The sequence below is a fragment of the Bradyrhizobium australiense genome, from assembly GCF_013114825.1.
Taxonomy (GTDB): Bacteria; Pseudomonadota; Alphaproteobacteria; order Rhizobiales; family Xanthobacteraceae; genus Bradyrhizobium; species Bradyrhizobium australiense.
The window spans coordinates 208,361-234,465 of record NZ_JAAVLX010000002.1; the positions used below are offsets into that span (position 1 = coordinate 208,361).

The following is a 26,105-nucleotide window of genomic DNA, read 5'->3' on the forward strand; positions in this document are numbered from 1 at the left end:
GGCCCACTACCCCGATGCTCGATCAGACGCGGTGCGCGATGCCCCCCAAGTAACCGCACCGACAAGAGGCGCATTCCAACCGGCCGGTGCTTTTTTCAAACATCGACAAACCAATCTCAAGGGAGGGCGATATGGGAATGGTCATGGTCAAATGTCCGCGAACCGGACATCCGATTCCCACCGGCATCAAGACTGATCGCGAGAGCTTTAGCCGCAGCGCAGTGTTTTTCTCGCGGACCCGTTGCGTGATCTGCCACACCGATCACGCCTGGTTTGCCCGCGAGGCCTGGGTCGACGAGTCGAGCATCCGTGTGCGACATCGCAGCGCTGCCTCCCCGACGTAAGCTTCGACACAGATCAGGTGATGATCGCGATGGAGGGACACCATGGCGCGCATGCAAATCTCAACCGACACGTCCACCTGGCTGCTGCAGGCCAAGGACTTTCTTGACGAAGCGCGACGGCTGAAGCCGGGCCCTGAGCGCAACGAGCTGCGCCAGACGGCGAAGGTGTTGCGAGAGATTGCGAAGCTCGAGGCGGCATCCGAGTCGGCACTCAACCGCGATTGGCGGCGGAGAACCTGATCGGGACCGAGAATCCGCCCTTTGATGGGCGTTCCGGAATGCCGCAGCAACAAGTCGCGACGCGGAAGGTCGAGCAGTCGCGCGGAAGCGCGCTCACATGGCACCGCCCGATTTAATTCCCGGAATGCGCCGATCCTCGGGCAGAACCGCCGCGCGAGATCGGACCGAATGGAGCGCGAACATCTCCTCGACTTCGAGATGCATGACGTTGTGGCATTCGCACGCGACCGCCGCGAGCCGCGCCGGATCGATCTCGATCAGGCCTCGTCGATCGGACCTGATCGCTCCGCGCGCGCGCAACTTGCGCATCAGGAGCGTCACCGTCGTGCGTCGCACCCCGACTATTTGCGATAGCGCCTGCTGGGTGAGCGGGAGCACATTATGGTCGACGCGGTCGCGAAGCTGGAGCAGCCAGCGAGCCATGCGGGCTTCGACCGGGTGAAGCGCATTGCAGGCTGAACCGAGTTGAAGCTGCATCAGCATCGCCCTGACGTGAATCTGGACCGCGTGCCGGATCGCAGGGCTGCGGTTGAAAGCAGCGTGAAATCGCGATGCCGGGATCCGAGAGGCGGTGCCCGCCGCACGAACGACCGCGGTCATATCTGAAGGTGACGGCCCGAGCACCGAAAGAATGCCTACTGCCCCCTCACGCCCGACTGCGGCGGTGGCGACCGTGTGTCCGTCCGCCATGTCGATCATCAGCGAGATGGCGCCGCTATGAGGGAAGTAGACGTACTCGATTGCGTCGCCTGCCCGCGAAAGGACCGCGTCCTGATCGAGCGCAATCGTCTCAAGCTCGGGCTTCAGCAGATCAAGGTCAGATGCCGGCAATGCTGCAAGTAGGCGATTACCCATTCTCACAGGAGACGTCACTGCGGGAAACCCGTGGTGAGCCATCCGCGACCATCTCCGTCTGGAGCGTCGTGGCACGGGAGCTTTAACACAAGTTTGAAAATGCCTTCTTTACACATACTCACTCAAACACGCTCTCGCTCTAACAACAAACTCCAAACGCTCGGGCGCGAGGTACTGCTCGCGGTGTCTCAGGAGTTAGATGCAAATGAGCCGCCGGACGCAACCGCAAAATGCGCATGGGTAACACCGTAGGCTTACGGGGACTGTACGGTTCCATTCCGGCCGACGGCAAGTCGCGATCAAAGCGACTGTTCCATCTTTGAAACTGCCGATCCGTGCGGTGTCAGCCGTCCTCAAAAAATGCAAAACCGGGAAGCGACGCCGAGGTCTTTGCTTTGGGTTCTCTCCCCTCGTCAGTCCCGTTAACGCACCACCGCCCCGATCCGCCCGTAACGAATGATCGGCTCCGCGCCAGTGCTGCCGGAATCGCGTGAGAGGAAAATCATGCCTACGCGGCCGATGACGTTCTCCAGCGGAATGTATCCCACAGCCGAGAGAACACGGCTGTCGGTGGAATTGTTGCGATTGTCGCCGAGCACAACAGATGGCCCGCGCGAACGGTGAAGGCGTTGGTATTGTCGTAAAAGCCTTTATCGACGCAATTCAGCGTCTCGTAACTCGCGTCCTCCGGCAACCTCTCGCGCCAGCGCTTCACCTTGTCCGGTCCGCCTCCGCACGCATCGCTCTCCTCGACGCGCTCGCGCTTCACGGCCGTTCCGTTGATATGAAGCGCTCCATCCTTCATCTGGATGCGATCGCCAGGAAGACCCGACACGCTTGACGTAGTCGGTTGACGTATCCTTCGGCAGACGGAAAACGATCACATCGCCGCGCGCGGGAATGGAGCCGAGGATGCGCCCTAAAACAGCGCCGGCGAGAACGGCAACGAATAATGCGTGTAGCCGTAGGCGTATTCTAGAAGCAAAACTCGGGCGAACTGAGCCGCGAAAACGCTTCCTCATACTCAGTCGTCATCGCCCGGCTTGCCGCCTCCGCCAAAGCTACGGCGAGCCAAGAGGGAAAGCCCCGGCGCCTTGGCGTAGACGGGACCGAGCGACTCAGTGTTCCAGAGACAGCAGTAATTGAACCCGAGAAGCCGGAGCGTATTGGATCCCCCGCATGCGCGGCGATGAGCTTGCGTCATTGTCTTTCGCCACTGCGAGAAGCGAAGCCGACGACAGGCGCCGCGGTGAATCGAGCATTCCAGAGACAGTAATGATTGAACCGATAGGCCACGGCGTACTGGATGCCCCGCCTTCGCGGGGCATGACAGCATAATGCGGTTGTCGCAAATTGGATCTGACCGTCGAGCGCGGCAGCGCTACGCTCCGCGCCTACTGAACCTTCGCCAGCACGGCGAGCCGGCGGATGCCCTTGTTGCGATAGGCGTCGAGGAACGCGTAGTAATCCTTGAACGACACGCAACCGTTGGACTGGCCGCTCGGCCCGAGCATGTAGGTGTGCGCGAGCAGCCCGTCGCGGCCGAAGATTTTTTCTTCGCCCCCGATCGGCGTCAGCCGCAGCGCCGGCACGCCGTGAAACAACGCCTCGCGCGGCTTCAGTTCGTAGATGTGGGGCGGCGTCACGCCCTGCATCCGCACATGCGAAGATTTGGGATCGTCCATCTTCGAGCCCAGTCCCGAATGCGCTTCGAGCTGGCTGCCATCGGGCAGATAGACCTTGCGCGCGGAGATATCGTAGACCGCAGTCTGACGATCGTAGGGCGGCGAACCGCCCATCAGCGGGTTCTGGCTTCGTGTATCGATGATGCTGCCGGTGACGCTGGCGTCGGCGGATGCGAAAGCGAGCAGCGAGTTCTGCGCAGGCTGCTTGCCCCACAGCTTCTCGACCATGGTCTGCTTGTCGTTGGAAGCAATCGACATCACGGCGGCCTTGGCGCGCTGCGCCATGTCGCGAACGGTAGAGCCGGATGCCTTCGCGGGTTTGGCTTCAGGCTCCGCCGGCGCCGGTGCGTTCAAGGCGAGCTTGGTGGCAGGAGCGGAAATTTTAGGCTTCGCCGGTTCGGCAAGCTTCGGCGCCGCGATCGCCTTCGGCGCTTCGGCTGGCGGCGAAGCTTCCGCCAGTCTCGCCGATTCGACGGGCTTGGGTTCGGCCGCTCGCGACGGCTCGCCTTGCGCGGCTGCGGCTGCGAACCTTTCGTTGAACATCAGCGACGTCGCGACGTTCTCCGGCGCAGGCATTACCAGCGGGCGTGGCTCCAGCGAGGCGAATATTTCGTCGAAGGCCGGCCGCACGGCCCGCGCAGCGACGGTGCTCGCGTTGTTGGCGACGGGCGCCTCGACGGCGGCGCCGTTCACGGATGGATAGATGCTGGCGCCGATCACGTTTATGTAAACGGTCCAGGCGCAGCCCAGCACGAGGCCCGCGACCGCGGCACCGCCGAGGAAATATTGGGGAACGCCTTTACGGGAAGGTTTCCTGCGGTTGCGGGCCGCAGGGCCGAACGCACGCGTACGCTTACTCATTCACACAACGCCCAGAACAATTCCACCAAGTCCCCAGTTGATGCCGCGTCCGGATAGATCCCAGGCAGCATCTCGCAGAGGCACAGAGCGTCATTAAGGCGAATTTTCGTTAAATCCGGCTTAAACGCGGGCGGATATAAGGCGGGTTCAAATGTATGGAACTATTGGGAAAATTGCCCCGTAGTGATGCGGGGAATTAGTCCCAATCAGGGACACCCGGCGTAACGACCGCCGGATGTCCCCTAACGGGCCAAGTTCGGCCTCAATCCTCGAACGGGTCGAACTCATTCTCGCCGGCGATCGCCACGGCGAATGGCCTCAGCGTGTGCTGCACGTCGCGAAACAAGCGCCAGGTCGGCATCGGCCGCTGGCCGGGCCGATCGATCTTCGCATCGGGGTCGAGCCCGGCTTCAACGGCCAGAGCCCTGGCGGGTGCAAGGTAAGGATCGGATCGCATTTCATTCTCCGCCACTGCAAGTACTTCGTTTCGAAAATCGTTCAAGGCCCCGAGGATCCGATGCCAGTCGCAACACAGGTCCGATCGGTTCGCAGCGAAGAATCAAGACGTCGAGCTTGCCATCGGCGGCGTTGAGCGGGGCGCTAATAGCTCAAGCGCGGATACCAATCCTTGCCGCGCCCTTCCGGCGCGGTGTCCAGGATGGTCCACAGCGGGTCAATGTCAGGCGCGCCGCGCGGGTCCTGTCCAGGGTCGGCGGTCGATGGTCCCATTTCGCCGGACCAGAAATGGCGGATGCTGCCGTCGCGACGCGTGAACACGTTGTAGGCGGGCGCGTCCGCATCCGCGGCGCTGACATAGTCGCGTGTGTAGTCGCCCGACGCATCGGAATAGATCCGGTGCCGCGTCCAGCCGCGCGCCTTCTTCGCCTCAATCAATCGCGCGATCGGCGAGCGCGCCACGAACACGAAGGCGATGCGCTGTTCGACATCGGGCAACTTGCTTTCCCAGGTACTCATGAATGACGTGCACATCGGGCACGGCTGCTCGCGCTGCGGGCCGAACATGTAGCTGTAGATCACTAGCGTCTGCTTGTTGTCGAACAGGTCCGGCAAGGTCGCCTTGCCGCCCTCGCCTTCGAATTCATAGTTCTTCGTCACCGCCCCGCCCGGCGGCAGCGCGCGGCGCAATTCGGCGACCCGCTCGATGTGACGGCGCAGTTCGATCTCTTCAGTCAGCAATTGCTCGCGGGCGCGGCGATATTCGGCGCTCTCGTTGGGAAAACGCACGCTGTTTCCGCGTGCGAGTTCGGCGGCGGGCTTCAGTGCGGAACCGGTCATGGGAACACCTCGGTTTTGCTCGATCCCTTACAAGACGCCCGGCGGCCATCTGGTCCGACGTCAGCCAGCAAAAAATCGACAGCGAAACCGCCATTTTTCGACCCGTTTTGCCGCCGTTTTGCGCGGATTCGGGTATCACAACCTTGCATCGAACCTTACGGGCTCAACGCAGACACATCTGGGGGCCTATCATTGGCTTTGGACTCAACGGTAGCGTGTGATACGGTACCGTATCGCATTTGATTTTATTTCGCCCCGTACCCGAAGGGGATGCTGCCATGACAATGCTGGCACGCGCCGGATGGATCGCTTTTGCAAGTCTCTTGCTCGCCGGACCTGCGGCGGCGCAGCCGGCGAGTTTGGGCTGCACATCCGCGCCGACAGCCCAGGGAGCGCAGACGCTCCATTGCCCAACCGCGATCACGATCGTGGCCGAAGGCGGCGCGAAGTTCGAACTCAGGGATCGCAACCGCGACGGCCATGTCGATTCCATCGAGCTCAGCAACAAGGCCCTGCTGCTCGAGGTGCCGAAGAAGCCGGGCCGCGCCAGGTTCGACGTGGTGACGCCGCAGGCGATTGCGGCGGTGCGCGGCACCAAATGGACGGTGGACGCCGAAGGTGCAAAGACATCGGTCTTCGTCGTCGACGGCCGCGTGAGCGTGGCGCGGCCCGCCGGCCGCGGCAGTGTCGTGCTCGGCGCCGGTGATGGCGTCGATGTCGAACCGTGGGGCGACCTGATCGTCAAGCGCTGGCCGCCCGCGCGCGTTGCGGCCCTGATGGCAAGATTGGGACAATAGAAGCCGAGCGGATGAGCCATCGACGTCTTCATATTCTGATTGCGTTGCTTTGCACGGGATTGTGGGCAGGCGCGATATGGCTCGGCCATTCGAGCGGCCATTTGCGATTTCTGGACCGACTCGAGTCGGCATTGACCGATGTGCGCACGCTGCTACGCGGCGTAAAAACGCCGCCGGACCTCGTTACCATCGTCGCGATCGATGACACCATCGTCAAACTCGTCGGCACCTATCCCCTGCCACGCGCTGAGATAGCCAAAATCGTCGAGGCGATCGCGCGGCTGGAGCCGAAAGTCATCGCGATCGATCTCCTGCTGATCGACAAGGGGCCCACCGACGGCGATGCGGCGTTGGCGAAATCGCTCGCGGCGCGTCCGACGGTGCTTGCAGCGGCTGCGGTATTTTCGAACACCGTTCAGCCTTCCGCTGAGAATGATGGGCCACTGGCCCGCCTGCCGAAGGCCAACCGCTTTCTGCTGCCGCTTCCGGCATTCGCCGACCGCGCGGAAGTCGGTATTGCCAATGTGGCGACGGGTCAGACCGGCACGCCGCTGTTGGTTCCAATGCTGTTCCGGACACGCGACAAGATCGAATTGTCGTTTCCGCTCCGTGTCGCCTCAATCGCAATCGAGCAACCGCTGACGATCGAGCCCGAGCGCCTCAGGTTCGGCGACCGGCCGATCGCGACCGCTTCCGATTACGCGCTGCCGATTTCCTATTACGGCCCACGCCAGACCATTCGCACGATCAGCGCCGCCAATCTGGTCGACGGCCAGGTCGACAAGGAAGCCATCCAGGGTCGGATCGTCGTGCTCGGCGCGACCGCTACCGGCGCCGGCGACTTCTTCCCGACGCCATTCGATTCACTGATGCCAGGGGTGGAAATCATTTCCACTGCGGTTACGCATCTGATCGCCGGAGACGGCCTCGTGCGCGACCAGACGGTTCGCATCGCGGAGGCGATCACGACCATCCTGCTCCCGGTGTTGCTGGTCGGTCTGCTGGCGTGGCGGCGAAACCCGATCGGACTCGTGGCAGTCAGCGCGGTAGTGCTGACATGGGCGACCGCAAACGCGATTGCTTTCGCGCACGGCATCTGGCTCCACTCCGCGACGACCATTGCCGCAGCAACGCCGCCGCTCATGCTATTCGGCGCCGTCCAGCTATGGTCGGGCCGGCGTAACGCTCAGCATCTCGCCGTGCAAAACAGGCTGCTCGAACAATTCCAGACGCCGGGACTGCAGCAATGGTTGATGCGCGATCCTGATTTCCTGCTGGCGCCGGTCAGGCAGAATGCCGCCGTCGTGTTCGTCGATCTCTCCGGATTTACCTCGCTCAGCGAAACGCTCGATCCGGATGCCACGAGAGGGCTATTGAAGGAGTTTCACGCGCTGGTCGACAAGGAAGCAACGCGGTGCGGCGGCATGATCACGAGCTTCCTTGGCGACGGCGCCATGATCCTGTTCGGCTTGCCGGAGCCGGCTGCGGATGACGCTACGCGCGCGGCACAATGTTCGATCGCGCTCTGCGTCAAGACCGAACGCTGGATCGAAGCGTTGCCGTCGGCAATCGCGCATCGAATCGGCTTCAAGATCGGCGCGCATTTCGGGCCGATCGTCGCCTCCCGGCTCGGTGGTCGCAACCATCAGCACATCACCGCGACCGGCGACACCGTGAACGTGGCAAGCCGTCTGATGGAAGTGGCGGCCCGCCATGATGTTCGGCTGGCGCTGAGTGATACACTGCGGATCGCAGCCGAACGCACCGGCGCGCGGCTGAAAACCGGAAGCCTTGCCGGCCCCGTCGAGGCGCAGATCCGCGGCCGGTCCGGCTCGCTCACGGTCTGGCTGTGGCGGAGCGAACGCCCCACGCTGGACCAACGCACGCGTCCCGACGCAGCCGAGTGACTGGCCTAGTGCGTCCTATTGCAATTCCGGCGGCGGCGTGCGGTCGAACACCTCGCCTTTCGGCCCTTCCAGCACATCGAGGGCATAAGTCTCGATCACCAGTGGGCCGCGCTTGCGCTGGACCTCGCCGACCCGCTCGATACCGGCAAACCTGTCCTTCAGATAGGGCGTGTCGCCAAGCAAAGCCTCATAGACATAAAGCAATTTTCCGGCGAGTTGCTCCGCATCAGGTTCGGGCATGTTGACCCAACGGATGCGCTGGCTGTGCTGCGCGACACAGGTGCCCTTCGGCAGATAGAAGGCGAGCCACGCGGTGGTGCCGTAATCCGATGCAAGCACGCATGTTGCACCGACGCGCGCCCTCACTGCCTCAATTCCATCGGCCGTTTCGCGCCAGCCGATGCCGACGCTGCGCACGGTGGCATCGCGGCGATAACCTGACAGCACGCCGCTATCGGCCTGCACGACCAGCAGCACGAACATCAGCACGCCGCTCGGCGCCGCCCAGCGCCGGCAGAAATCGACCAGGCGCTGCCAGCGCGGCTCCCACGCGACCAGATGGGCGGCAACGGCAGCGGCGACGGCAAACGCCGGGTAAACCGGCGCAAACCAGTTGGCCTCGACGCGCGCATGCAGCGAATGCCAGACAAAATAGGCGACGATAATCCAGAACATCGTGTTGACCAGCGCGCGCGCCGGCAGCGCGCCGGCCCGGCTGTGGAGAAGCGCGTAAAGCCCCATTGCGCCGAGGATCCACACCAGCGGCGTCGCGAACGCGATCTGCGTCGGGATCAGTTCGGCGATGAAGACAGGCCGAAAATCCTCGATCCGCGCCCGCCCCATCTGCTTGATGAAGGAAACCCAGTGGTGCTCGGCATTCCAGAGAATGACCGGCGCAAACAGCAGGAGCGCAACGAGCCCGCCGAGATAAAGCCAGGGTGAGATCAGCCAGTGCCGCAATTTGGGAATCGTTATCAGCCAGATCAGGATCGCGGGTCCGAAGAACAGCGCGGTATATTTCGACAAGAGCGCGCAGCCGGCGGCGGCGCCGACCGCCAGCCACCACATGCCGCGGCCGGTCTGCAGAACCTTGCCGAGCGCAAACAGCAGAAAACTGGACGCCACCAGGAGCGGCGCGTCGGGCGTAACGATCAGGGTGCCAATCGCGGCCATCAGCGTGATGTTAAGAAGGATCGCCGAGGAGGCAGCTACGCGCCGGCTGTCGAACAGGATGGCGGCGGCCTGATAGATCGCCCAGCTCATCGGCAGTGCCAGCAGGATCGAAACCAGCCGCACGCCGAATTCGGTATCGCCCGCGATCAGGGTACCGAGCCGGATCACCACGGCGGCCATCGGCGGATGATCATAATAGCCGCCGGCGAGATGCTTCGACCACATCCAGTAATAGGCTTCGTCGAAGGTGATCGGCGTGAACGCCGCGGCTACGAGCCGCAGCGCAACCAGCGCCAGGATCGCCAGACCCGAGTTGAGGGCAAGGCGCGCCTCATCCGGATTCATTTTGGGTTCACCGCTTGCGCCAGACGAACAGTCCGGACATGGCGTAATTCCAGACCACGCCCATCAGCGCGCCGGCAAACCCCGCGAGCCACCAGATCGGCTCCTGCTCGAAGACGGAAAACGCCACCCCGACGTTGGCGAGCAGGCCGACGCCGCAAACCAGATAGAACAGCAAGAGGCCGCGCAGGATCGCAAATCCCTTCAGCCGCTGGTCGCGATAGGTGAGGAAATTGTTCAGGATGAAATTGCTGGTCATGGCGACCAGCGCGCCGGCGGCCTGCGCCTCCGCAAACGGCTCCCTGAAAATTTCATGCGCGATGAACAGCGCCACGAGATGCACGACAAGGCCGGTACCGCCGACCATCGCGAACAACAGAAAACGCAGCGAGACCACGTCGCGCGTCAGCTTCGCCAGTACCAGGCCGAGGAAATCCAGCGCCACCATGGAATCGAGCTTGCTCTCGCCATGCTGGCGCGAACCGAAGGAGTATGGAATTTCGATGGTGCGCAGCTTGCCCTGCGCGGTCGCAACAATATCGAGCAGGATCTTGAAGCCTTGGGTCGAGAGCTGTGGCACCAGTTGCTCGAAACGGTCGCGGCGAATCATGAAAAAGCCGCTCATGGGGTCGGCGATCTCGACCTTCAGCGCGCGCTTGGCGACTTCGGTCGCAAGCTGACTGGCCCCTGCCCGTTGCTTGTTGAAACTTTCGGCGCTGCCCCCCTCGATATAACGGCTGCCGACTACCAGTTCCGCCTCGCCGCTCTGCAGCAGCGCGATCATCTTCGGAAGTTGTGTTTCATCGTGCTGCAGATCGGCGTCGATCACGGCTGCATAGGGCGCGCTCGATGCCAGGATACCTTCGATGCAGGCACCCGACAGCCCGCGTCGCCCGATCCGGCGGATGCAGCGGACGCGTGAATCCTTCCGCGCCAGCCCCCGCACCACTTCCCAGGTCCCGTCGGGGGAATTGTCGTCGACAAAGACGACTTCCCAGGCAATACCGGCCAACGTCGCCTGCAGCCGCCGGTACAGCACGGTGATGTTGTCGCGTTCGTTGAATGTCGGGACGACGACCGAAAGCTCAGGCAAACCGGCCTGCGACGGGATTTCGGGGCCCGGTTTGATGGCATCATACATGGGGCCAGCGTATATCCGCAGCCGCCCCGCATGCCAAGGCGGGGGTTCCGGAACTGCCAGTCAATGGGGGAAAACGGCCTTAACTAAGAGCCTAAAATGCCAACGACCACGAACAGAGGCGCGCGTACATCCGGCGCAGCCAAGCTATTCATGGTCGTCCCAGCGCCGGAGCGTCTTGAAGCGTTAACGTCGCCGTTAAGCTGGATATGGGAACACCTCCCGCGTTCCGCAAGGGGCGATAACGCCCCTTCTAATTCGGCACTTCCCGAATCACCGGCCCGCGCGGGGCTGGCGCCGCAGGAACCGGCTGCACCTGCACCGGCACCGGTTGCTGAAGGCTGGCCGGTTTGGCGGGCTTTCCATATTGGCCGATAGGACCGTAGGCGACTGCAACCACCATCACGATTGACGCGACGATGGCTCCCAAGAGGCCGGCGACTGACTGCGAGTTCATCCTCAATTTTCCCCAACGCCTGACTGGGAACTGATATCACGGGAACAGCGCGCGGAGGAATAGTCCCGACATCAGCCCAGCGATAAAAGCCGCCGCCGACGCCAACCTTCAAAATCTCACCACGCGAGTGCCGCGCAACGGACAAGCAAGAACCGCGATTAGATCGCAAACATGGCGGAGTCTCGACCTTTGATTTGACAGGAATAGGGGAACAAGATGTCGAATACAGATCAGGCCAAGCCGGCCGGGAAATCCGGACGGCGCAACCGCAAGGGAGAGCGGGGCAAAAAGGCCGCTCCCCAAGAGAGCCCGACCGAGAGCCCGACCGTGAGCCCGGCGCCGGTTGAATTGCAGAGCCCGGATCAGGATCCACCACTGCAGCCGGAACTGGCTGACGCGGAAAGCCCGAAGATGGATCAGCCGACCGTCGACGAGCCGGTCGATGCACCGGCCGCGTCGCCCGAGCCGCAGCCGACTGCAGCGCCCTCGCCGGCCGAGCCGGCACCAGCCGAGGTCGCGTCGATCCGGTCCCCGCCCGTCGAGCCCGCGGCGGAGCCTCCGCCCGTCAGCCTGCAGACCATCGCGAACGCCTATCGCGACTACACAAGGAAATCGCTCGAGGAATTCGGATCCTTTGTCGAGCAACTCAGCGGCGTTCGCTCGCTCGACAAGGCGATGACGGTTCAAAGCGAATTTGTGAAGCGGGCTTATGAAACCTCGGTCGCCGAGTCGCAGAAGATCTGCGAGCTTCACAACAAGCTCGCCAAGCAGACTCTCCAGCCATTTCAGGGCCTCGTAGGCAAGGCACCGGAAACGCGCGGCAAGTCCTAAGGCATCACGCCATACCGGTCTGGCAAGACTCGTGAACGGCTCCGGTTTGCCGGAGCCCTTTTCCTTGCGAAGCGACCACGCCTATGAACCGGCGCCCTGGGTCTGGCGTCGTTTCGATGCCGGTCCGGACCCGCGCATATAGTGCCGCTCCGGGCGATAGCGGCCGGCCCAGGCTCGCATGATCTTGCTCGTAAGGCTCGATAGCCAATGGAAGATGGCCATTGATTGATCCTTTCGTGCCGCTATCCGAAAATTCAGGCGCCGAGCTGGCCGGTGAGCCGCTGGTGAAACGAGGAACTGCGCTGATCAAGGCCGGTGAAGATGACGGTGGCGCCGCGTTCGCGGTATTTGGTTTCGATCGAATCTAGCGCTGCGACGCTCGATGCATCCCAGATCTGGGAATGGGTGAGATCGATCAGAACGCGCTTGGGGTCGTCGCTGTAGGAGAAACGCTCGACCAGATCGTTGCTGGAGCCGAAGAATAACGGCCCATGGACGCTGTAGCGGACCGACGCGCCGTCCTGGCTCACCGTGCGCTCGGCGCGAATGACATGCGCGACCCGGCGGGCGAACAGGATCATCGCCAATACCACGCCCACCGCGATGCCGATCGCGAGGTTACTGGTGATGACCGTCACCGCAACGGTGGTCACCATGACGATCGTTTCCGGGATTGGCATGCGCTTGAACGTCGCCGGCCTGACGCTGTGCCAATCGATCGTCTTGAGAGCCGCGATCATCATGACGGCGGCCAGCGCGACCATCGGTATCTGCGCCATCAATTCGTTGAGCCCGGTCACCAGCAGCAGCAGCACGATGGCGGCGACTGCCGTTGAAATGCGGGTCCGGCCCTGCCCGATCTTCACGTTGACGACGGTCTGGGCGATCATCGCGCAACCGCCGATGCCACCATAAAGGCCGGCGGCGATATTGGCCACGCCGAGCGCCCAGGATTCCCTGCCCTTGTGCGAACGCGTGTCGGTAAGCTCGTCAACGAGCTTGGCGGTCAGCAGGGTTTCGAGCAGGCCGACAAAAGCGACGCTGATGGCGGTCGGCCAGATGATGCGGAGCGTGTTGAGGTCGAACGGTACCGCGAATGCGGTGATGCCCGGCAGTCCCGGCGCCATAGTGCCCTCGCCGCCGACGTTCGGGACTGTCAGATGCCCCACGATCACGACCGCAGTCACGACAATGATCGCGACCAACGGCGCCGGCACGGCGGTCGTCATCCGCGGCATCACCAGGACGATGGCAATTGTCAACGCGAATAAGGGATAGACGAGCCAGGGAACATTGAAGATGTGAGGCAATTGCGCAGCGAAGATCAGAATGCCGAGCGCATTGACGAAACCGATCATCACCGAACGTGGGATGAAGCGCATCAGCCGCGCCAGTCCGGCGAGGCCGAATGCGATCTGGATGATGCCCGCAAGCAGGACGGTCGGGAGGATGTAGCCGACGCCATGCACTTTCACCATCGGTCCAATCACCAGCGCAATCGAACCGGCAGCGGCCGTGACCATGGCGGGCCTGCCGCCGAGAATCGACATCACGAGGCACAGCACGATCGAGGCGACCAGCGCCACTTTCGGATCGACGCCAGAGACGAAGGAGAACGAGATCACCTCCGGAATCAGCGCCAGCGCCGTGATGACGCCGGCAAGCGATTCACGAACAAAGAGATTCGGCGCGCGAAGCACTGCAAGGATTGATGGCGAGTCTTCGAAGTCAGATTGTGTTGCGGCGGGACCGGTGACTTGCATGATATATCCAAGACGTTGGCTGTTCGTTGAAAAGCTGCAGGCTGATCAGCCCGGCGGTTTACGCACGACGCAGCGGAATCCGATGTGACAGGTGGAGGAATCGACCGTTTCGCCCTGACGCGCCGACGGCCGGTAGCGCAGGCAATAGTTGGGTGCACAAAGATGCGAGCCGCCCTTCACCACGCGGCGCGTGGTCGTGTCATCGCCAGCGTTCGGATGGCAGCAGGATTGCAGCAATTGATCCGGCGCGGCGTCATATGGGCTCGACGTCCATTCCCAGACGTTGCCCACCATGTCGAACAGGCCGTAGCCATTGGCCGGAAACGCGTCGACCGGCGAAGTGCCCTCGTAGCCATCCTCGGCGAGATTCTCGTGAGGGAAGCGGCCCTGCCAGGTATTGGCCAAGAACCGTCCCTCGGGATTGGCGGCGTCGCCCCACGGATAGGCCTTGCCTTCCAAGCCGCCGCGGGCGGCAAATTCCCACTCCGCTTCGGTCGGCAACTCCTTGCCGCACCACGCGGCATAGGCGAGCGCATCTTCATAGGCGACGTGAACGACAGGATGATCGTCACGGCCGGCAACAATTGAACTGTCAGGCCCTTCTGGATGGCGCCAGTCCGCACCGGGCCGATACTCCCACCAGGCGAGATTGTTGCGCAGGCTGACCGGACGATCCGGTTTGACGAAGACCAGCGAGCCCGGAACCAGCAGCGCTGGGTCCGCGTCGGGATACATCGCCGCGTCCGGCGGACGTTCGGAATAAGTGACGTATCCCGTCGCCTCGACGAATTTGCGGAATTCGCCGTTGGTGACCGGGTAAATGTCCATCCAAAAGCCCTCGACGACGGCCGGACGAACCGGGCGTTCTTCCCGATAGAAGCTGTTGGAACCCATCAAGAAACCGCCGCCGGAAATCCACTTCATGGATTCAAGCTTGGCCGCGCCGGGCAAGTTGCCCGCCGTGGCCTTGCCGGAGAGAGCGCAGCAGCCCTCTCCCCGGCGATTGCCGGCTGCACCCAGTGCGATCGTTTCCGCTCTCGTCGGTGCAGTCATTGCGTTCACGCCTTGGCGTGCTGCTTGGGCACGAAGTCGAGCGGCGCTCCCGGCGGAATCAGCTGCTCCTTCTTCGCACTCTCCTCGAAGTCCCTGATGATGCGCTGGGCGTGCTGCATTACCCACCAGCGCACGTAGCGCTGGTTGACGGCTTCACGCTCCTTCGGGTCTTCCTGCAGATGCGTGATGCGGGCGAAGCCGAGCGGCAGCTCCGGATCGTGGAAATGCTGCTGCCGCTTGAAGTTGATCTTGAAGTCCTTCCACTTCACAGCGTGCAGCTCATCCTTGAGCCAGACGATACAGGACTCGCGGTTGGAGGTTGGCTGCTTGCCGAGGAAGAACGGGCTCTGGTCGACGCCGTCGATCAGACGATCCGCGGGCGCCCGGCATCCGGTCATCGACAACAGCGTGGTGAACATGTCGGTGACATGAACCATCTCGTTGCTTTCAACGCCTGCCGGAATGTGGTTCGGCCAGCGGATCAAGAGCGGCGTGCGGATACCGCCTTCGGCAGAGCTGAAGTAGGAACCGTCGAAGAAGCCGCCGGTGCCGCGGCCGGCCAGATGATCCTCGGCGCCATTGTCGCCGCACATCACGACGATGGTGTTGTCGGCCACGCCGAGTTCATCGAGCTTGTCGAGCAGCACGCCGAAATCGTGGTCAAGCATCAAGAGGCAGTCGCCCCAGTCGCCGTTGGTGCTCTTGCCGACGAATTCGTCGCGCGGGCTCATCGGGAAGTGCATCAGCGAGTGGTTGAAGTAGCAGTAGAACGGCTTGTCCGCCTTGACTGATTTCTCCATGAACTTGATGGCGCGCTTCTGGTACTCGAGGTCGCAGGTCTTCTTGGTCTCCATGGTGAGCTGCTCGTCCAGAAGCGGCCATGCACCCTTGCCCTTGACGCCCTCATGCATGTGCGAGAAGCCGTCGCGCTCCGCTACGTAGTGCGGATCAGTGAGCCACATGCACTCGTCGTAGGTACGCAGCGGCCCGTACCATTCATCAAAACCGTGGTCGGTCGGGAAGCGGCCGTCTTCGGCGCCGATGTGCCACTTGCCGTAGATCGAGGTGGTGTAGCCGGCTTCCGAGAGGATCGAGCCGATGGTGCGCTCCCACTTGACGATGCCGCCGCCATTGCCGCCGAGTGCTATGGTGTGATTGCCCGAACGGATCGGGAAGCGGCCGGTCATCAGCGCCGAGCGGGTCGGCGTGCACTGCGGTTCGACGACGTAATGCGTCAGCTTGACGCCTTGCTTGGCGAAACTATCCATGCGCTTGGTATCGGCGCCGCGCAAAATGCCGCCGCCGTAACAGCCGAGCTCGCCCATGCCGAGGTTGTCGACGTGAAAAAACAGTATGTTGGGTTTCTTTGCCATTGAATTCTCCGATCTATGACGCAGGCGCGGGTCATCGTTGACGCGCACGCCGGTTCGCGTCTCTCCTTGGTTGCTGTCGTTGATTTGGTGTTTCGCGCCTGTCCGGCCGCGACGTTCAAACGGATGTTAGAAGATGTCGCCCACTCCTTTCGGTCCCACTTTCATTCCAAAGCCTGAAAGGCCTCGATCCTTGATCTCCGGAGCCATGGCAGCCAGCGATTCCTCGCGGATCAGGCCCTTGAGCTCCTGCACCAGGTTCATGAATTCCGGCGTGTCGGTCATCTCGGCCCGGCGCGGACGCGGCAGCGGCACCTTGATTTCCGCCTTGATGCGGCCGGGCCGCGCCGTCATGACGTAGATGCGGTCGGAGAGGAAAATCGATTCCTCGATGTCGTGTGTGATGAACAGCACCGAAATCTTGAACTGCTGCCAGATGTTGGTCAGGATTTCCTGCATCACCACGCGCGTCTGCGTGTCCAGTGCGCCGAACGGCTCGTCCATCAAAAGCACCTGCGGGCTGGTCGCCAGCGCGCGGACGATGCCGATGCGCTGCTTCATGCCGCCGGAGAGCTGGTCCGGATAATGGTTCTCGAATGACAAGAGCTCCGCGAGATCGAGCAGCGCCCGCGCCGTGGTGTTCCGCTTGCTTTGCTCGAGGCCGGCCATCTTCAGGCCGAACTCGACGTTCTTGCGAACCGATAGCCATGGAAACAGCGAATATTGCTGGAACACCACGCCACGATCCGAACCGGGTTTGGTGATCGCGTTGCCGTCGAGCTTCGCGTCGCCGCTCGTCGGCTTGACGAAGCCGGCGACGATGCTGAGCAAGGTCGACTTGCCGCAACCGGAGGGCCCGATCAGCGAGACGAACTCGCCCGGCTGGACATTGAGCGATACGTTGTCGACGGCGATAATCTTATTATCGTTGGCGCCGAACGTCACGCCCATGTCGCGTACGTCGATCAAGCCCTTCTGGGTTTCGGCCATTGCTGTCGCCATTATCATCGCTTGCCTCCGGGTGCGAACGCGAGCCACGGCATCAGCAGGCTGCCAACCATCCGGATGATGCCGCTACAGGCCAGTCCGAGAAAGCCGATGGTGATCATGCCGAGCACGATCGCGGGATAGTCCACCAGCGAATAGGCTTCCCAGGTGAAGTAACCGACGCCGAACTGGCCCGAGATCATCTCGGCCGCAATCAGCGAGACCCACGCCACGCCCATACCGACCGCAAGACCCGTGAAGATATGCGGCAGCGAGCCCGGCAGGATGACGTTGAGGAAGAGACGGAATTCACTTGCGCCGAGGCATTTCGCCGCGCGGATCAACACACCGTCCAGCGAATGAACGCCGTGGATGGTATTGAGCAGGATAGGAAAGAACGCGCCGATGAAGGTGATGAAGACGATGCTGGCCTCGTTGTTCGGCCACAGCATGATCGACATCGGAACCCAGGCGATCGCCGGAATCGGCCGCAGGATCTCGACGACAGGCATGAACAGGTCGCGCACGCGCTGATATTTTCCGATCGCGAGCCCGAGCGGCACGCCGATCGCCATCGCGATGAAGAAACCGAGCAGAATGCGCCGCACGCTGATGGCAATATTGACCAGGTACTTGTTCGACAGCCCGACCTGCGTCAGTTGCTGAAACACTTCATACGGCGTCGGAACGTTCTTGAAGCGGATGTAGAACTCGACTCGGTACTTCGTCCCGATATACCAGAACAGGAACAGGGCGCCGATCGAAACGCAGGCGAGTGCGGCGGTGGTGATGCGCTCACGGGTAATCTGCGCCAGCAGGTTTCGAAACACCTTCGTCAACGACACCGTCGGAACGACTTCTGGCTCCGGCGCCGGAAGTGCAGAGGAGTTGATTGGCGCAGCTGCGTCAGCCCCAGCTTCCGCCGTGGGATTTTCCGCTGGGGATAGTTTCACGGCCAGCAGCGGCTGAGGTTCGGGATGCTTGTCCACCATCGATAACGCTACGACCTTCGCGCGTGCCATGCTGCCCATCAGTCCACCCTATTGTCCGACGTTGATCGCGCCGAGCACTTCGGCATAGGTCGCCAGCTTGGCACCGTTCTTGGACGCGTAGGCTTCCGCATCCTTCTTCAGCAGGAAGGGCACCACATCCGGCTTCTTCGGGTCGCTACCGCCGACGGAATAGAAGGCGGCGTCGGCGAACACCTTGATGCCGAGCTGGCGATCGACCAGGTAGACGGCGTTGAACTTCTTGCCTTCGGCGCCGTATTTCTTCACGCCGAGTAGCGTGCAAACCGGCGAGCTGAATGGCACGATATCGCCGCCCTGGATCCAGATCTCCCCGGTCTTCTTGGGGTCATTGACCGGCGCGTTGCAGATCGGATCGGTGCCGCCGACGTTATAGGTATCGAACGAAGCAAGCTGTTTGTCGTAGTCGAGCCCCTGCTCCTTGAAGGCCTGTCGAACATATTTGTCGTTGACCCAGGCGCCGATATTCAGCTCTTTGATCATGTTCAGTTTCTGCAGAATCGCATAGTTCGCGCCGACGGAGTCGACCCACTGCGGCTTGATAGTCGCGTCAAGCGTATGCACGCCGCCCGGACCCAGAAAGATGTAGACCACTTCCTTGTTGATCTTGGTCCACTCCTCGATTTTTTCGGCTGCGAGCTTCGGATTTTTGCGCATCCACTCGTTCGCCTCCATCAGCGCATTGATGTAGGCCACGACGATTTCCGGATACTTCTCGCCAAAATCCTTGCGCACGACGACGCCGTGGAATGTCGGCGTTTTAGTCTCCGCGCCATCATAGATCTTGCGTGCAAAGCCCTTGAACGGCAGCAATTCGGCGAACGGCACGAAGTCGCCATGCGCGTCGATGCGTTTTTCCTGCAAATTGGTGCTGCCGACTTCCGGCGATTGCGACACCAGATTCCAGAAGTCCGGCGGCAGACCGCGCTTCTGCAACGATGTTAGCATCATGCCGTGCGCAGCGGAGCCGAACGGCACCGAGACGTTCTTGCCCTTGAGATCGCCGAGTTCATAGAACGGCGAGTCCTTATGAACAACGATACCGTTGCCGCCGCCGACGGCGTTATAGGCGATGATGGCGACGAGCTGGGTTTCGTTCTTGGTGGCCTGTCCGGTGGCGCCATTCACCATCAACGGATAGTCACCCATCATGCCGATCTGGATATTGTTGGCCATCATGCCGTTGGTGATCGGCGGGCCCGACGTCGCGTTCTGCCAGCTCAGCTTGTACTGGAAATCCTTGTACTTGCCGGTCTTGGGCAAGTGCTTCTCGAGCAGGCCGAGCTCCTTCAGAACAACACCACCCGTTACCGTATTGGTCGTCGTGTTCTGTGTGCCGATGCCGATTTCGAGGGTCTCCGCGCTCGCCGTCACAGGTACCAACCCGACGGTTGCAGCGACCAGCAAGGGAAGGAAGCCAGAAAGTTTGGACGCAGGGCCGACGCTCATTAGACAAATCCTTTCGAACCGAACTGTGCTGGATTTTGTGCAGTGCCCATGCGAGGCGCCCCGGCGGCCATCACGAAGGGCGGCTGAGTCGCTCGGCGCTGAGCAAATTGACTGGCCTGATGGTTTGATGGTGCAAGCGACATGCCACGGGGAGCCCTCCTGACGACCTGCAGCGGCTCTTGTTCGCGATGACCCGGTTCGCGAACTGCAACGTAAATGAAGGGGCTAGACGTCATTTGCCGTGAACTCGTTTGCTTCGATCCCGGCCGCTTGAGACGTCCGGTAGACAAACTCTGAACGGCGGTCTTTGAATCGGAAACGACGATCGTGCGAAGCGAGCAACGTATTGCGAAGAAATATCCCGTTGCTCAATTAATGGACAGGAATGCTGCCTGGATTGGCTATCGGGTGAGCGCCTTGGCTACAAATTAGTCAGCTGAATTCAGCCCCGGACGCTCCAAGGCACGGAATCGGCCCGGCATCGACGGTTACGCCGCGCATGAAGTGGACTTGGCGAGCGGCGCCAGCCCTCAGGCCTCGTCCGACGCCGCGGGCTTGGCGAGCTTGCCATCGCGGATGTCGCTCAGCATGTCCGCGTTCTTGATCACAAGGTTGGAGCCGTGCGCGGTGAGGATACCAAGCTCTGTAAATCGCTTGAGACTGATGGTGACGGACTGGCGCGTCACGCCCGTCATATGCGCGAGGTCGGCGTGGGTGAACGATGCGGCGATCAACGCCCCGTCGCGCTCTTCCACGCCATAGAGATTCATCAGGTGCAGCAAAAGTTGCGCGAGCCGTTCGGTGGGCGAGCGCGTGCCGAGCATCTGCGCCAGCGCCGAATAGCATTGCCCCTTGAAGCTGAGGCCCTCGATGATGCCGATCGCGAGCGCGGGGATCGTCATCACCATCCGCCGCAGCACGTCGCCCGGCAAATGCAGCACCGTACTGTTGACGGCAGCGACTCCTGACCAAACGTGCAGGCCTTGCTTGAAAACTTCCGGACCCCCGACGAAATTTCCTGAGTGCCAGTAAGCCAGCGTGATCTCGCGCCCCGAGGGCGCGGTGTAGAACACCTTGATGCGGCCGCTCTCGATCAGGAAGATGCCGTCTTGCGGACTGCCTTGGCTGAACAGTTGCGCGCCGCGGTAGAGCACCCTGCGTTTTCCCGAACCCAACACGTGCGCGATTTCAGATTCCGACAGTCCGCTGAACAGGTATGGTGGACCGCTCCGCTGCGTCCCACTGTCGGTCATCAAGAGCGCGCCGAACTGCGCGGGTGCACCGGGCTTGCCGAGAGCAGACGCGGATTGCGACGGGTGGTGCTTGCTCATTATTGATCCGCTCGAAGCCAAACTACATCCCGTGTTGCGTCGATCCAGACGGAGCCTCGCTCCGGTCCCCGTAAGCTCTGCAAGAGGCACGCCAATTCTCCGATGAAGGAACTTCCATGTCCATAGATCGGGCCATCGCACTCCGTGACTTTCCCGTATTTCCGAGAGCTTGTCGCCAGTGTGACAAACTGGCTAATCGGGGTCTAGTTGGTTAACATGGCTCGGAGCCCTCCCCCTTTCCGAAGAGTCTTCCAGTGAGCAAGTCCTCGAAATCGACCGCAAACAGCAGCGGCAACATCTATATCGGCATCGGCGGCTGGACCTTCGAGCCATGGCGCGGCGTATTTTATCCCGAGAAACTCGCGCAGGCGAAGGAGCTGTCCTACGCCGCGTCGAAACTGACTTCGATCGAGATCAACGGCACCTACTACGGCTCGCAGAAGCCGGAGAGTTTTCGCAAATGGGCGCGTGAAGTGCCCGACGGCTTCGTGTTCTCGTTGAAGGGACCGCGCTTCGCGACCAATCGCCGTGTGCTGGCGGAAGCCGGCGATTCCGTAAAGCGCTTCTACGATTCCGGCGTGATCGAGCTCGGCGACCGGCTCGGTCCGGTGCTCTGGCAGTTCGCGCCGACCAAAAAATTCGACGGGGCCGATTTCGGAAAATTCCTCGAACTCCTGCCGCGCAAACTCGACGGCCGTGCACTGCGCCACGCGGTCGAGGTGCGGCACGACAGTTTCTGCGTGCCGGAATTCATCGCCTTGCTACGCGAATTCGAAACGCCTGTCGTATTCGCCGAGCACGGCAAATATCCGGCGATTGCCGACATCGTCAGCGATTTCGTCTATGCGCGGCTGCAGAAGGGCAATGACGAGATCAAGACCTGCTATCCGCCGAAGCAGCTCGATGCCTGGGCGAAACGCTTTCAGGCCTGGGCCGCGGGCGGCGAGCCCGATGATCTGCCGCGCGTCGACAAGGCCAAGCCGAAGAAGGCGCCGCGCGACGTGTTCGCCTACGTGATCCACGAAGGCAAAGTGCGCGCGCCGGCGGGCGCAATGGAGCTGATTGAGCGCGTCAAATGATCAAACATTCAGTCTAGCTTGATGCCGGCCTCGCGGATCAGTTTCGTCCAGTTGTCGTATTCGGACGCGACGAAGGCATCGAGCCTGTCGTCAGGCAGATCCCACGGCTCACCGCCGCTCTTCTCGAAACGCTCCTTGAGTTCAGGCAGCGAGGCGCGAATTTCGCGGCGCAGTTTTGTGATGACGTCCGCCGGCGTCTTGGCCGGTGCGAAAATGCCGAGCCAGGAATCGACGTCGAGGCCGGGCACGCCGGCTTCCGACATGGTCGGCACGTCAGGCGCCAGCGGGCTGCGCTTCGACGACAGCACGGCGATGCCCCTTGCCTGCCCCGAGCGCACGTAAGGGAGCCCGGCGGCAATCGAGTCGAAGAACAGGTCGATGCGGCCCGCCAGCAGATCGGTGAAGGCCGGCGGCGAGCCCTTGTAGGGTATTTCCTGAAATTTCACGCCCGCTGTCTTCATGAAGGCAGCCGCGACCAGTTGCTGACCGGTGCCGACGCCCGCCGTCGCGACCGAGATCGAGCCGGGATTGGCCTTTGCTGCAGCGACGATGTCCGCCAGCTTGGCATACGGCAAATCCTTGCGGCCGACCATCACGTAACCGAACTTGTAGACCAACGCGACCGGCACGAAATCCTTGCGCGGATCGTAGCCGAGCTTCGAATATAGCGCCGAATTGAACGCCATGTTGGAGAGCCCGCCGACCAGCAACGTGTATCCGTCCGGCTCGCTCTGGCTGGCGGCCTGTGTGCCGACGACGGTGCCGGCGCCCGGCTTGTTTTCGACGACGAAAGCCTGCCCCATCCGCTTCGACAGCGCGTCCGCCAGATGCCGCCCAACCAGATCGTAGCTGCCGCCAGGCCCGATCGGGACGATGACCTTCACCGGACGGTCGGGATAGCCTGACTGCGCGTGCGCCCCGGCAATGCTGAAGAGGAGCGCGAGCAGGCATGTGAACGCCTGGCAAGATTGGTTCATGGTGTTCCCCCTGCAAGTGCGGCCTTCGACAGGCTCTTTCGGACAACTATGCGGTATGCCAGGTCCGGCGGCAACGCGGGATATGGAAATCACGCGCGCGCCACCCTAGCTTCCCTGAGCGTAGACCCGCGCACTGGACATCGACATGGCCCGCAGGACCAAACGCCTCTTCACCATCGGCTATGAGCAGACGCCGGCCAAGGCGGTGCTCGACGAGCTGGAAGCCGCCGGCGTCAAGCTTTTGGTTGACGTGCGCGCCGTTGCATCCTCGCGGCGGCCGGGCTTCTCGAAGAATCAACTCGCGGCCGGCCTCGATGAGCGCGGCATTTCCTACCTGCACCTGAAGGGGCTCGGGACGCCGAAGGAGGGCCGCGAGGCGGCGCGGAGCGGCAAGTTCGATCTGCTGCATAGGATTTATTCCAAGCATCTGAAGACGGCGCAGGCCAAGGAGGAGCTCGACGAGCTCTCGGCGCTGGTGAAGCAATCGGGGCCGGTGTGCATTCTCTGCTACGAGCGCGATCACACGCATTGCCACCGGCAATGGATCGCCGAGATCATCGAGGACCGCGAGGGCGTGAAGGTGGAGAATCTGGTCGCGCCGCAGGTTTAACTTAGCCGTGATTGCGAGGAGCGAAGCGACGAAGCAATCCATTCTTTCCTTGCGCGGCGGCATGGATTGCTTCGCTTCGCTGGCAATGACCACGTGGCGATGTCTCACCCCTCGCGATCGAGCTGCAACATTCCTTCCATCATCTTCACGCTGCTGCCACCGACGTGAATGGACGCAATCGCGCCATTCTGCTTGCGGACGCGGGTCAGCAATAGACTCGGCCGGCCCATGTCGACGCCTTGCCCGATCCGCAATTTCAGCTCGCCGTCTTTGGTTTCGTCGAGATCGGCAAGCAGCGCCGCGGCCGCAGCGGTCGCGCTGCCTGTTGCGGGATCCTCGGACAATCCGCTGGCGCCGGGGTGGAACATGCGGGCCTGCAAGTTGCATGGTTCTTCGCCGGCCGGCACATCGCGCGTATAGAAGTAGACGGCGTCGCTGCCGTCGCACGGGAAGGTTTTTGCGAACGCCGCGGCATCGGGCCTCGCCCGCCGCAACGCCTCGCGCGAGGCGACTTCCACCGCGAGGAAAGCCAGGCCGACCGAGATGATCTGCGGCGGATGCCGGTCAATCTTGACGTCGCCAGCCGACAGCGAGAGACAGGCCGCCGCCTGTTCGACACTGACATGCGACATCCGCTTCAGCGGCTGCGGCGCCGTGAATTCCGTGCTGACGACCCTGCCCTGCTCGCTCACGATCTCGACCGGCACCAGGCCCGCCTTTTCCTCGAGCAACAGCCGCGCCGGTGGCTTTTTTTCCGCCAGCGTCGCCAGCACAAAGGCTGTGCCGACATTAGGATGGCCCGCGAAGGGTATTTCGCGGTTCACCGTGAAGATACGAACCTGCGCGTCGTGGGCGGGCTCGCGCGGCGGCAGCACGAAGGTCGTCTCCGAATAGTTGAACTCAGTGGCGATCGCCTGCATCTGTTCAGTCGACAGCCCGCCGGCATCGAGCACCACGGCAAGCGGATTGCCACCGAAGGCGCGGTCGGTGAAAACGTCGACAGTGATGTAACGCCGCTGCATTTCTTCTCTCCCTTATCCCAGCCGCCACACGGCCATTGGCCGCTCGTAGCCCCTGACCTCCACCTCGCCGAGCGATACGGCATCGCGGCACGCTTCGCCCAGCGCGTCGCGAACCGCTTCGGAGATCAGGAATTGCGAGTTGAAATCCTTGTTGAGCGCTTCGAGCCGCGAGGCGAAGTTCACGGTATCGCCGATCACGGTGTATTCCTTGCGCCGCGGCGAGCCGATATTGCCTGCGACGACCTCGCCGAGGTGAATGCCGATCCCGATACGCAGCGGCCAGCTCGTCGCCTCGTTGATCCGCGCATTGGCTTCCAGCATCTCGCGCGCCGCGGCGACCGCCCGGTGCGCGGGATCCGGCGCCTCGAGCGGCGCGCCGAACAGCGCCAGAAATCCGTCGCCGAGAAACTTGTTCACGATGCCGCCGTGACGATCGAGAATATCGACCAGCACGGCAAAGGCGCCGTCGAGCCGGTTCACCACTTCCTGTGGCGTGCGCGTCCGCGCACCTGCGGTAAAACTGCGGAAATCGACGAACATGACGGCGACGCGGCGGATATCGCTCCCGGTCCCGACGCCCTCGGCCATCAGCCGCTCGACCACTTGCGGCGAGACGTGTTGGCCGAACAAATTGGTGATGCGGTCTCGCGCGGTCGCCGCCTTGATACTGGCCTCGAACTGCCGCCGCAGCTGGTGCCCGACGGCACCCGCGAGCATGCCGCAGATCAAGACGATCAGGCTGCGCGCGGCGTGATAGTAGAGCGGTTCGGCCTCTGCGCCGACAGCCGGATGATAGAACATCGCCATGCAAAACAACTGAACGGCGGCGACCGCGCCGGTGAAGGTCGAGAGCCAGAAATCCAGCCGCAGCGTGGAGAGGATGATGAAGATGAAATAGATCATCGGCGTCACGAATCCGAGCGCGGCCACCGACCCCATGCTGTTGATGTGAAGCGCCAGCGCGATGGTCGGCATCGACGTCTCGATCAGCGCGCCGATATAGCGCCGGACCACCGGCAGGTCGCGGCCCTGCCGCATATGGCGGGTGATCTGGCTATGCACCCACAGCTCGAACAGGATGAACGGCCCGATGATCGAATAGAGGTATTCCGGCTTCAGATTGCCGTGCCAGACCCGGCTCACCGCCTCGGATGCGAAGAAATAGATGGTCCACAGGATGATCGCGAGCAGCGCGGTGGTCGCGATCAGAGCCTTGATACGCAACAGCTCGGTCGTCATCACTTCCTGCATCAACGCGCGCTGGAAGTCGGCTGATACCCCCGAATCTTGGTCGCTCTTCCCTTTGCCCCAGAACCCAGCCATCGCCTCACCTGCTATCCCGGACGCGTATGGACGACGCCTGGGCTTCTCCGTAATTGCGAGCCAACAGGTCGGCGCAAAGCGGCGCCCGATGGCAGGCTCGGCGAAGCATCCATTGCCCCGTTGAAGAAGCATGGATTGCTTCGCTTCGCTCGCAATGACGAATGGACCCACCGCACAACCTTCTTGC

The 26,105-nt window shown here is 62.2% G+C and carries 23 protein-coding genes and 1 pseudogene; 6 read left to right on the forward strand and 18 right to left on the reverse strand.

The genetic code is table 11. The annotated features are described in order from the left end of the window. Positions 1-386: 386 nt before the first annotated feature. Positions 387-584 carry a hypothetical protein gene (locus HCN58_RS04650; protein ID WP_171578192.1) on the forward strand — a complete coding sequence of 66 codons (198 nt, stop codon included), beginning with the start codon at positions 387-389 and terminating at the stop codon, positions 582-584. 93 nt (positions 585-677) lie between these two features. On the opposite strand, the gene HCN58_RS04655 is transcribed toward HCN58_RS04650, so the two are convergent. From HCN58_RS04655 to HCN58_RS04675, 5 genes and pseudogenes are all read right to left on the reverse strand, one after another. Then, positions 678-1,439 (reverse strand): Crp/Fnr family transcriptional regulator, encoded by a 762-nt coding sequence (locus tag HCN58_RS04655; RefSeq protein ID WP_235983373.1) that lies wholly within the window; start codon positions 1,437-1,439, stop codon positions 678-680. A gap of 422 nt (positions 1,440-1,861) precedes the next feature. Beyond that, positions 1,862-2,415 (reverse strand): annotated as a pseudogene (gene lepB / locus HCN58_RS04660) (signal peptidase I); the annotation flags it as partial. A gap of 418 nt (positions 2,416-2,833) precedes the next feature. Continuing rightward, positions 2,834-3,985: a DUF2778 domain-containing protein gene (locus HCN58_RS04665; RefSeq protein ID WP_171578194.1), complete on the reverse strand. Its 1,152-nt coding sequence runs from the start codon at positions 3,983-3,985 to the stop codon at positions 2,834-2,836. A 262-nt stretch (positions 3,986-4,247) separates the two neighbouring features. Next, on the reverse strand, positions 4,248-4,442 hold the full coding sequence (locus HCN58_RS04670) for a hypothetical protein (protein WP_171578009.1): 195 nt from the start codon (positions 4,440-4,442) through the stop codon (positions 4,248-4,250). 143 nt (positions 4,443-4,585) lie between these two features. Further along, the gene (locus HCN58_RS04675) at positions 4,586-5,281 is read right to left on the reverse strand and encodes a DUF899 family protein (protein ID WP_171578195.1); all 696 of its coding nucleotides are present in this window, start codon (positions 5,279-5,281) and stop codon (positions 4,586-4,588) included. Positions 5,282-5,559: 278 nt separating this feature from the next. Between HCN58_RS04675 and HCN58_RS04680 the strand changes: the two genes are divergently transcribed. Together HCN58_RS04680 and HCN58_RS04685 are read left to right on the forward strand one after the other, a co-directional pair. Further along, positions 5,560-6,078, forward strand: coding sequence for a FecR domain-containing protein (locus HCN58_RS04680; protein WP_171578196.1), 519 nt, complete (start codon positions 5,560-5,562; stop codon positions 6,076-6,078). A gap of 11 nt (positions 6,079-6,089) precedes the next feature. Beyond that, the gene (locus HCN58_RS04685) at positions 6,090-7,985 is read left to right on the forward strand and encodes a CHASE2 domain-containing protein (protein ID WP_171578197.1); all 1,896 of its coding nucleotides are present in this window, start codon (positions 6,090-6,092) and stop codon (positions 7,983-7,985) included. Between the two features lie 15 nt (positions 7,986-8,000). On the opposite strand, the gene HCN58_RS04690 is transcribed toward HCN58_RS04685, so the two are convergent. From HCN58_RS04690 to HCN58_RS04700, 3 genes are all read right to left on the reverse strand, one after another. Next, positions 8,001-9,503 (reverse strand): glycosyltransferase family 39 protein, encoded by a 1,503-nt coding sequence (locus HCN58_RS04690; RefSeq protein ID WP_171578198.1) that lies wholly within the window; start codon positions 9,501-9,503, stop codon positions 8,001-8,003. Between the two features lie 7 nt (positions 9,504-9,510). Further along, positions 9,511-10,641: a glycosyltransferase gene (locus tag HCN58_RS04695; protein ID WP_171578199.1), complete on the reverse strand. Its 1,131-nt coding sequence runs from the start codon at positions 10,639-10,641 to the stop codon at positions 9,511-9,513. A gap of 250 nt (positions 10,642-10,891) precedes the next feature. Beyond that, on the reverse strand, positions 10,892-11,095 hold the full coding sequence (locus tag HCN58_RS04700) for a hypothetical protein (RefSeq protein WP_171578200.1): 204 nt from the start codon (positions 11,093-11,095) through the stop codon (positions 10,892-10,894). 216 nt (positions 11,096-11,311) lie between these two features. On the opposite strand from HCN58_RS04700, the gene HCN58_RS04705 reads away from it, so the two are divergent. Beyond that, entirely contained in the window at positions 11,312-11,926 is a 615-nt protein-coding gene (locus tag HCN58_RS04705) for a phasin family protein (RefSeq protein ID WP_235983374.1), read from the forward strand. 254 nt (positions 11,927-12,180) lie between these two features. Here the strand turns inward: HCN58_RS04705 and HCN58_RS04710 are convergent, their stop codons facing one another. The 7 genes from HCN58_RS04710 to HCN58_RS04740 form a co-directional block, all read right to left on the reverse strand. After that, a complete protein-coding gene (locus HCN58_RS04710; protein ID WP_171578201.1) occupies positions 12,181-13,689 on the reverse strand; it encodes a SulP family inorganic anion transporter in 1,509 nt (502 codons plus the stop codon). Positions 13,690-13,734: 45 nt separating this feature from the next. Beyond that, entirely contained in the window at positions 13,735-14,613 is an 879-nt protein-coding gene (locus HCN58_RS04715) for a formylglycine-generating enzyme family protein (RefSeq protein WP_171578632.1), read from the reverse strand. 134 nt (positions 14,614-14,747) lie between these two features. Next, entirely contained in the window at positions 14,748-16,115 is a 1,368-nt protein-coding gene (locus HCN58_RS04720; protein WP_171578202.1) for an arylsulfatase, read from the reverse strand. A gap of 126 nt (positions 16,116-16,241) precedes the next feature. Then, complete coding sequence (locus tag HCN58_RS04725) at positions 16,242-17,102, reverse strand: ABC transporter ATP-binding protein (RefSeq protein WP_235983375.1); 861 nt, start codon at positions 17,100-17,102, stop codon at positions 16,242-16,244. Between the two features lie 14 nt (positions 17,103-17,116). Further along, a complete protein-coding gene (locus HCN58_RS04730; RefSeq protein WP_235983376.1) occupies positions 17,117-18,121 on the reverse strand; it encodes an ABC transporter permease in 1,005 nt (334 codons plus the stop codon). A gap of 18 nt (positions 18,122-18,139) precedes the next feature. After that, positions 18,140-19,576 (reverse strand): ABC transporter substrate-binding protein, encoded by a 1,437-nt coding sequence (locus HCN58_RS04735; protein ID WP_171578203.1) that lies wholly within the window; start codon positions 19,574-19,576, stop codon positions 18,140-18,142. A 530-nt stretch (positions 19,577-20,106) separates the two neighbouring features. After that, a complete protein-coding gene (locus HCN58_RS04740) occupies positions 20,107-20,907 on the reverse strand; it encodes a Crp/Fnr family transcriptional regulator (RefSeq protein ID WP_171578204.1) in 801 nt (266 codons plus the stop codon). Positions 20,908-21,161: 254 nt separating this feature from the next. On the opposite strand from HCN58_RS04740, the gene HCN58_RS04745 reads away from it, so the two are divergent. Next, positions 21,162-21,986 (forward strand): DUF72 domain-containing protein, encoded by an 825-nt coding sequence (locus HCN58_RS04745; RefSeq protein WP_171578205.1) that lies wholly within the window; start codon positions 21,162-21,164, stop codon positions 21,984-21,986. A gap of 8 nt (positions 21,987-21,994) precedes the next feature. On the opposite strand, the gene HCN58_RS04750 is transcribed toward HCN58_RS04745, so the two are convergent. Continuing rightward, positions 21,995-22,963 carry a Bug family tripartite tricarboxylate transporter substrate binding protein gene (locus HCN58_RS04750; RefSeq protein ID WP_171578206.1) on the reverse strand — a complete coding sequence of 323 codons (969 nt, stop codon included), beginning with the start codon at positions 22,961-22,963 and terminating at the stop codon, positions 21,995-21,997. Positions 22,964-23,108: 145 nt separating this feature from the next. Here HCN58_RS04750 and HCN58_RS04755 point away from each other — a divergent pair, with 145 nt between their 5' ends. Next, positions 23,109-23,573: a DUF488 domain-containing protein gene (locus tag HCN58_RS04755; RefSeq protein WP_171578207.1), complete on the forward strand. Its 465-nt coding sequence runs from the start codon at positions 23,109-23,111 to the stop codon at positions 23,571-23,573. A 104-nt stretch (positions 23,574-23,677) separates the two neighbouring features. Here HCN58_RS04755 and HCN58_RS04760 read toward each other — a convergent pair whose 3' ends face one another. Together HCN58_RS04760 and HCN58_RS04765 are read right to left on the reverse strand one after the other, a co-directional pair. Further along, positions 23,678-24,595, reverse strand: a complete 918-nt coding sequence (locus tag HCN58_RS04760; protein WP_171578208.1) for a PhzF family protein — start codon at positions 24,593-24,595, stop codon at positions 23,678-23,680. A 12-nt stretch (positions 24,596-24,607) separates the two neighbouring features. After that, positions 24,608-25,918, reverse strand: coding sequence for an adenylate/guanylate cyclase domain-containing protein (locus tag HCN58_RS04765; protein ID WP_171578209.1), 1,311 nt, complete (start codon positions 25,916-25,918; stop codon positions 24,608-24,610). Positions 25,919-26,105 lie beyond the last annotated feature (187 nt).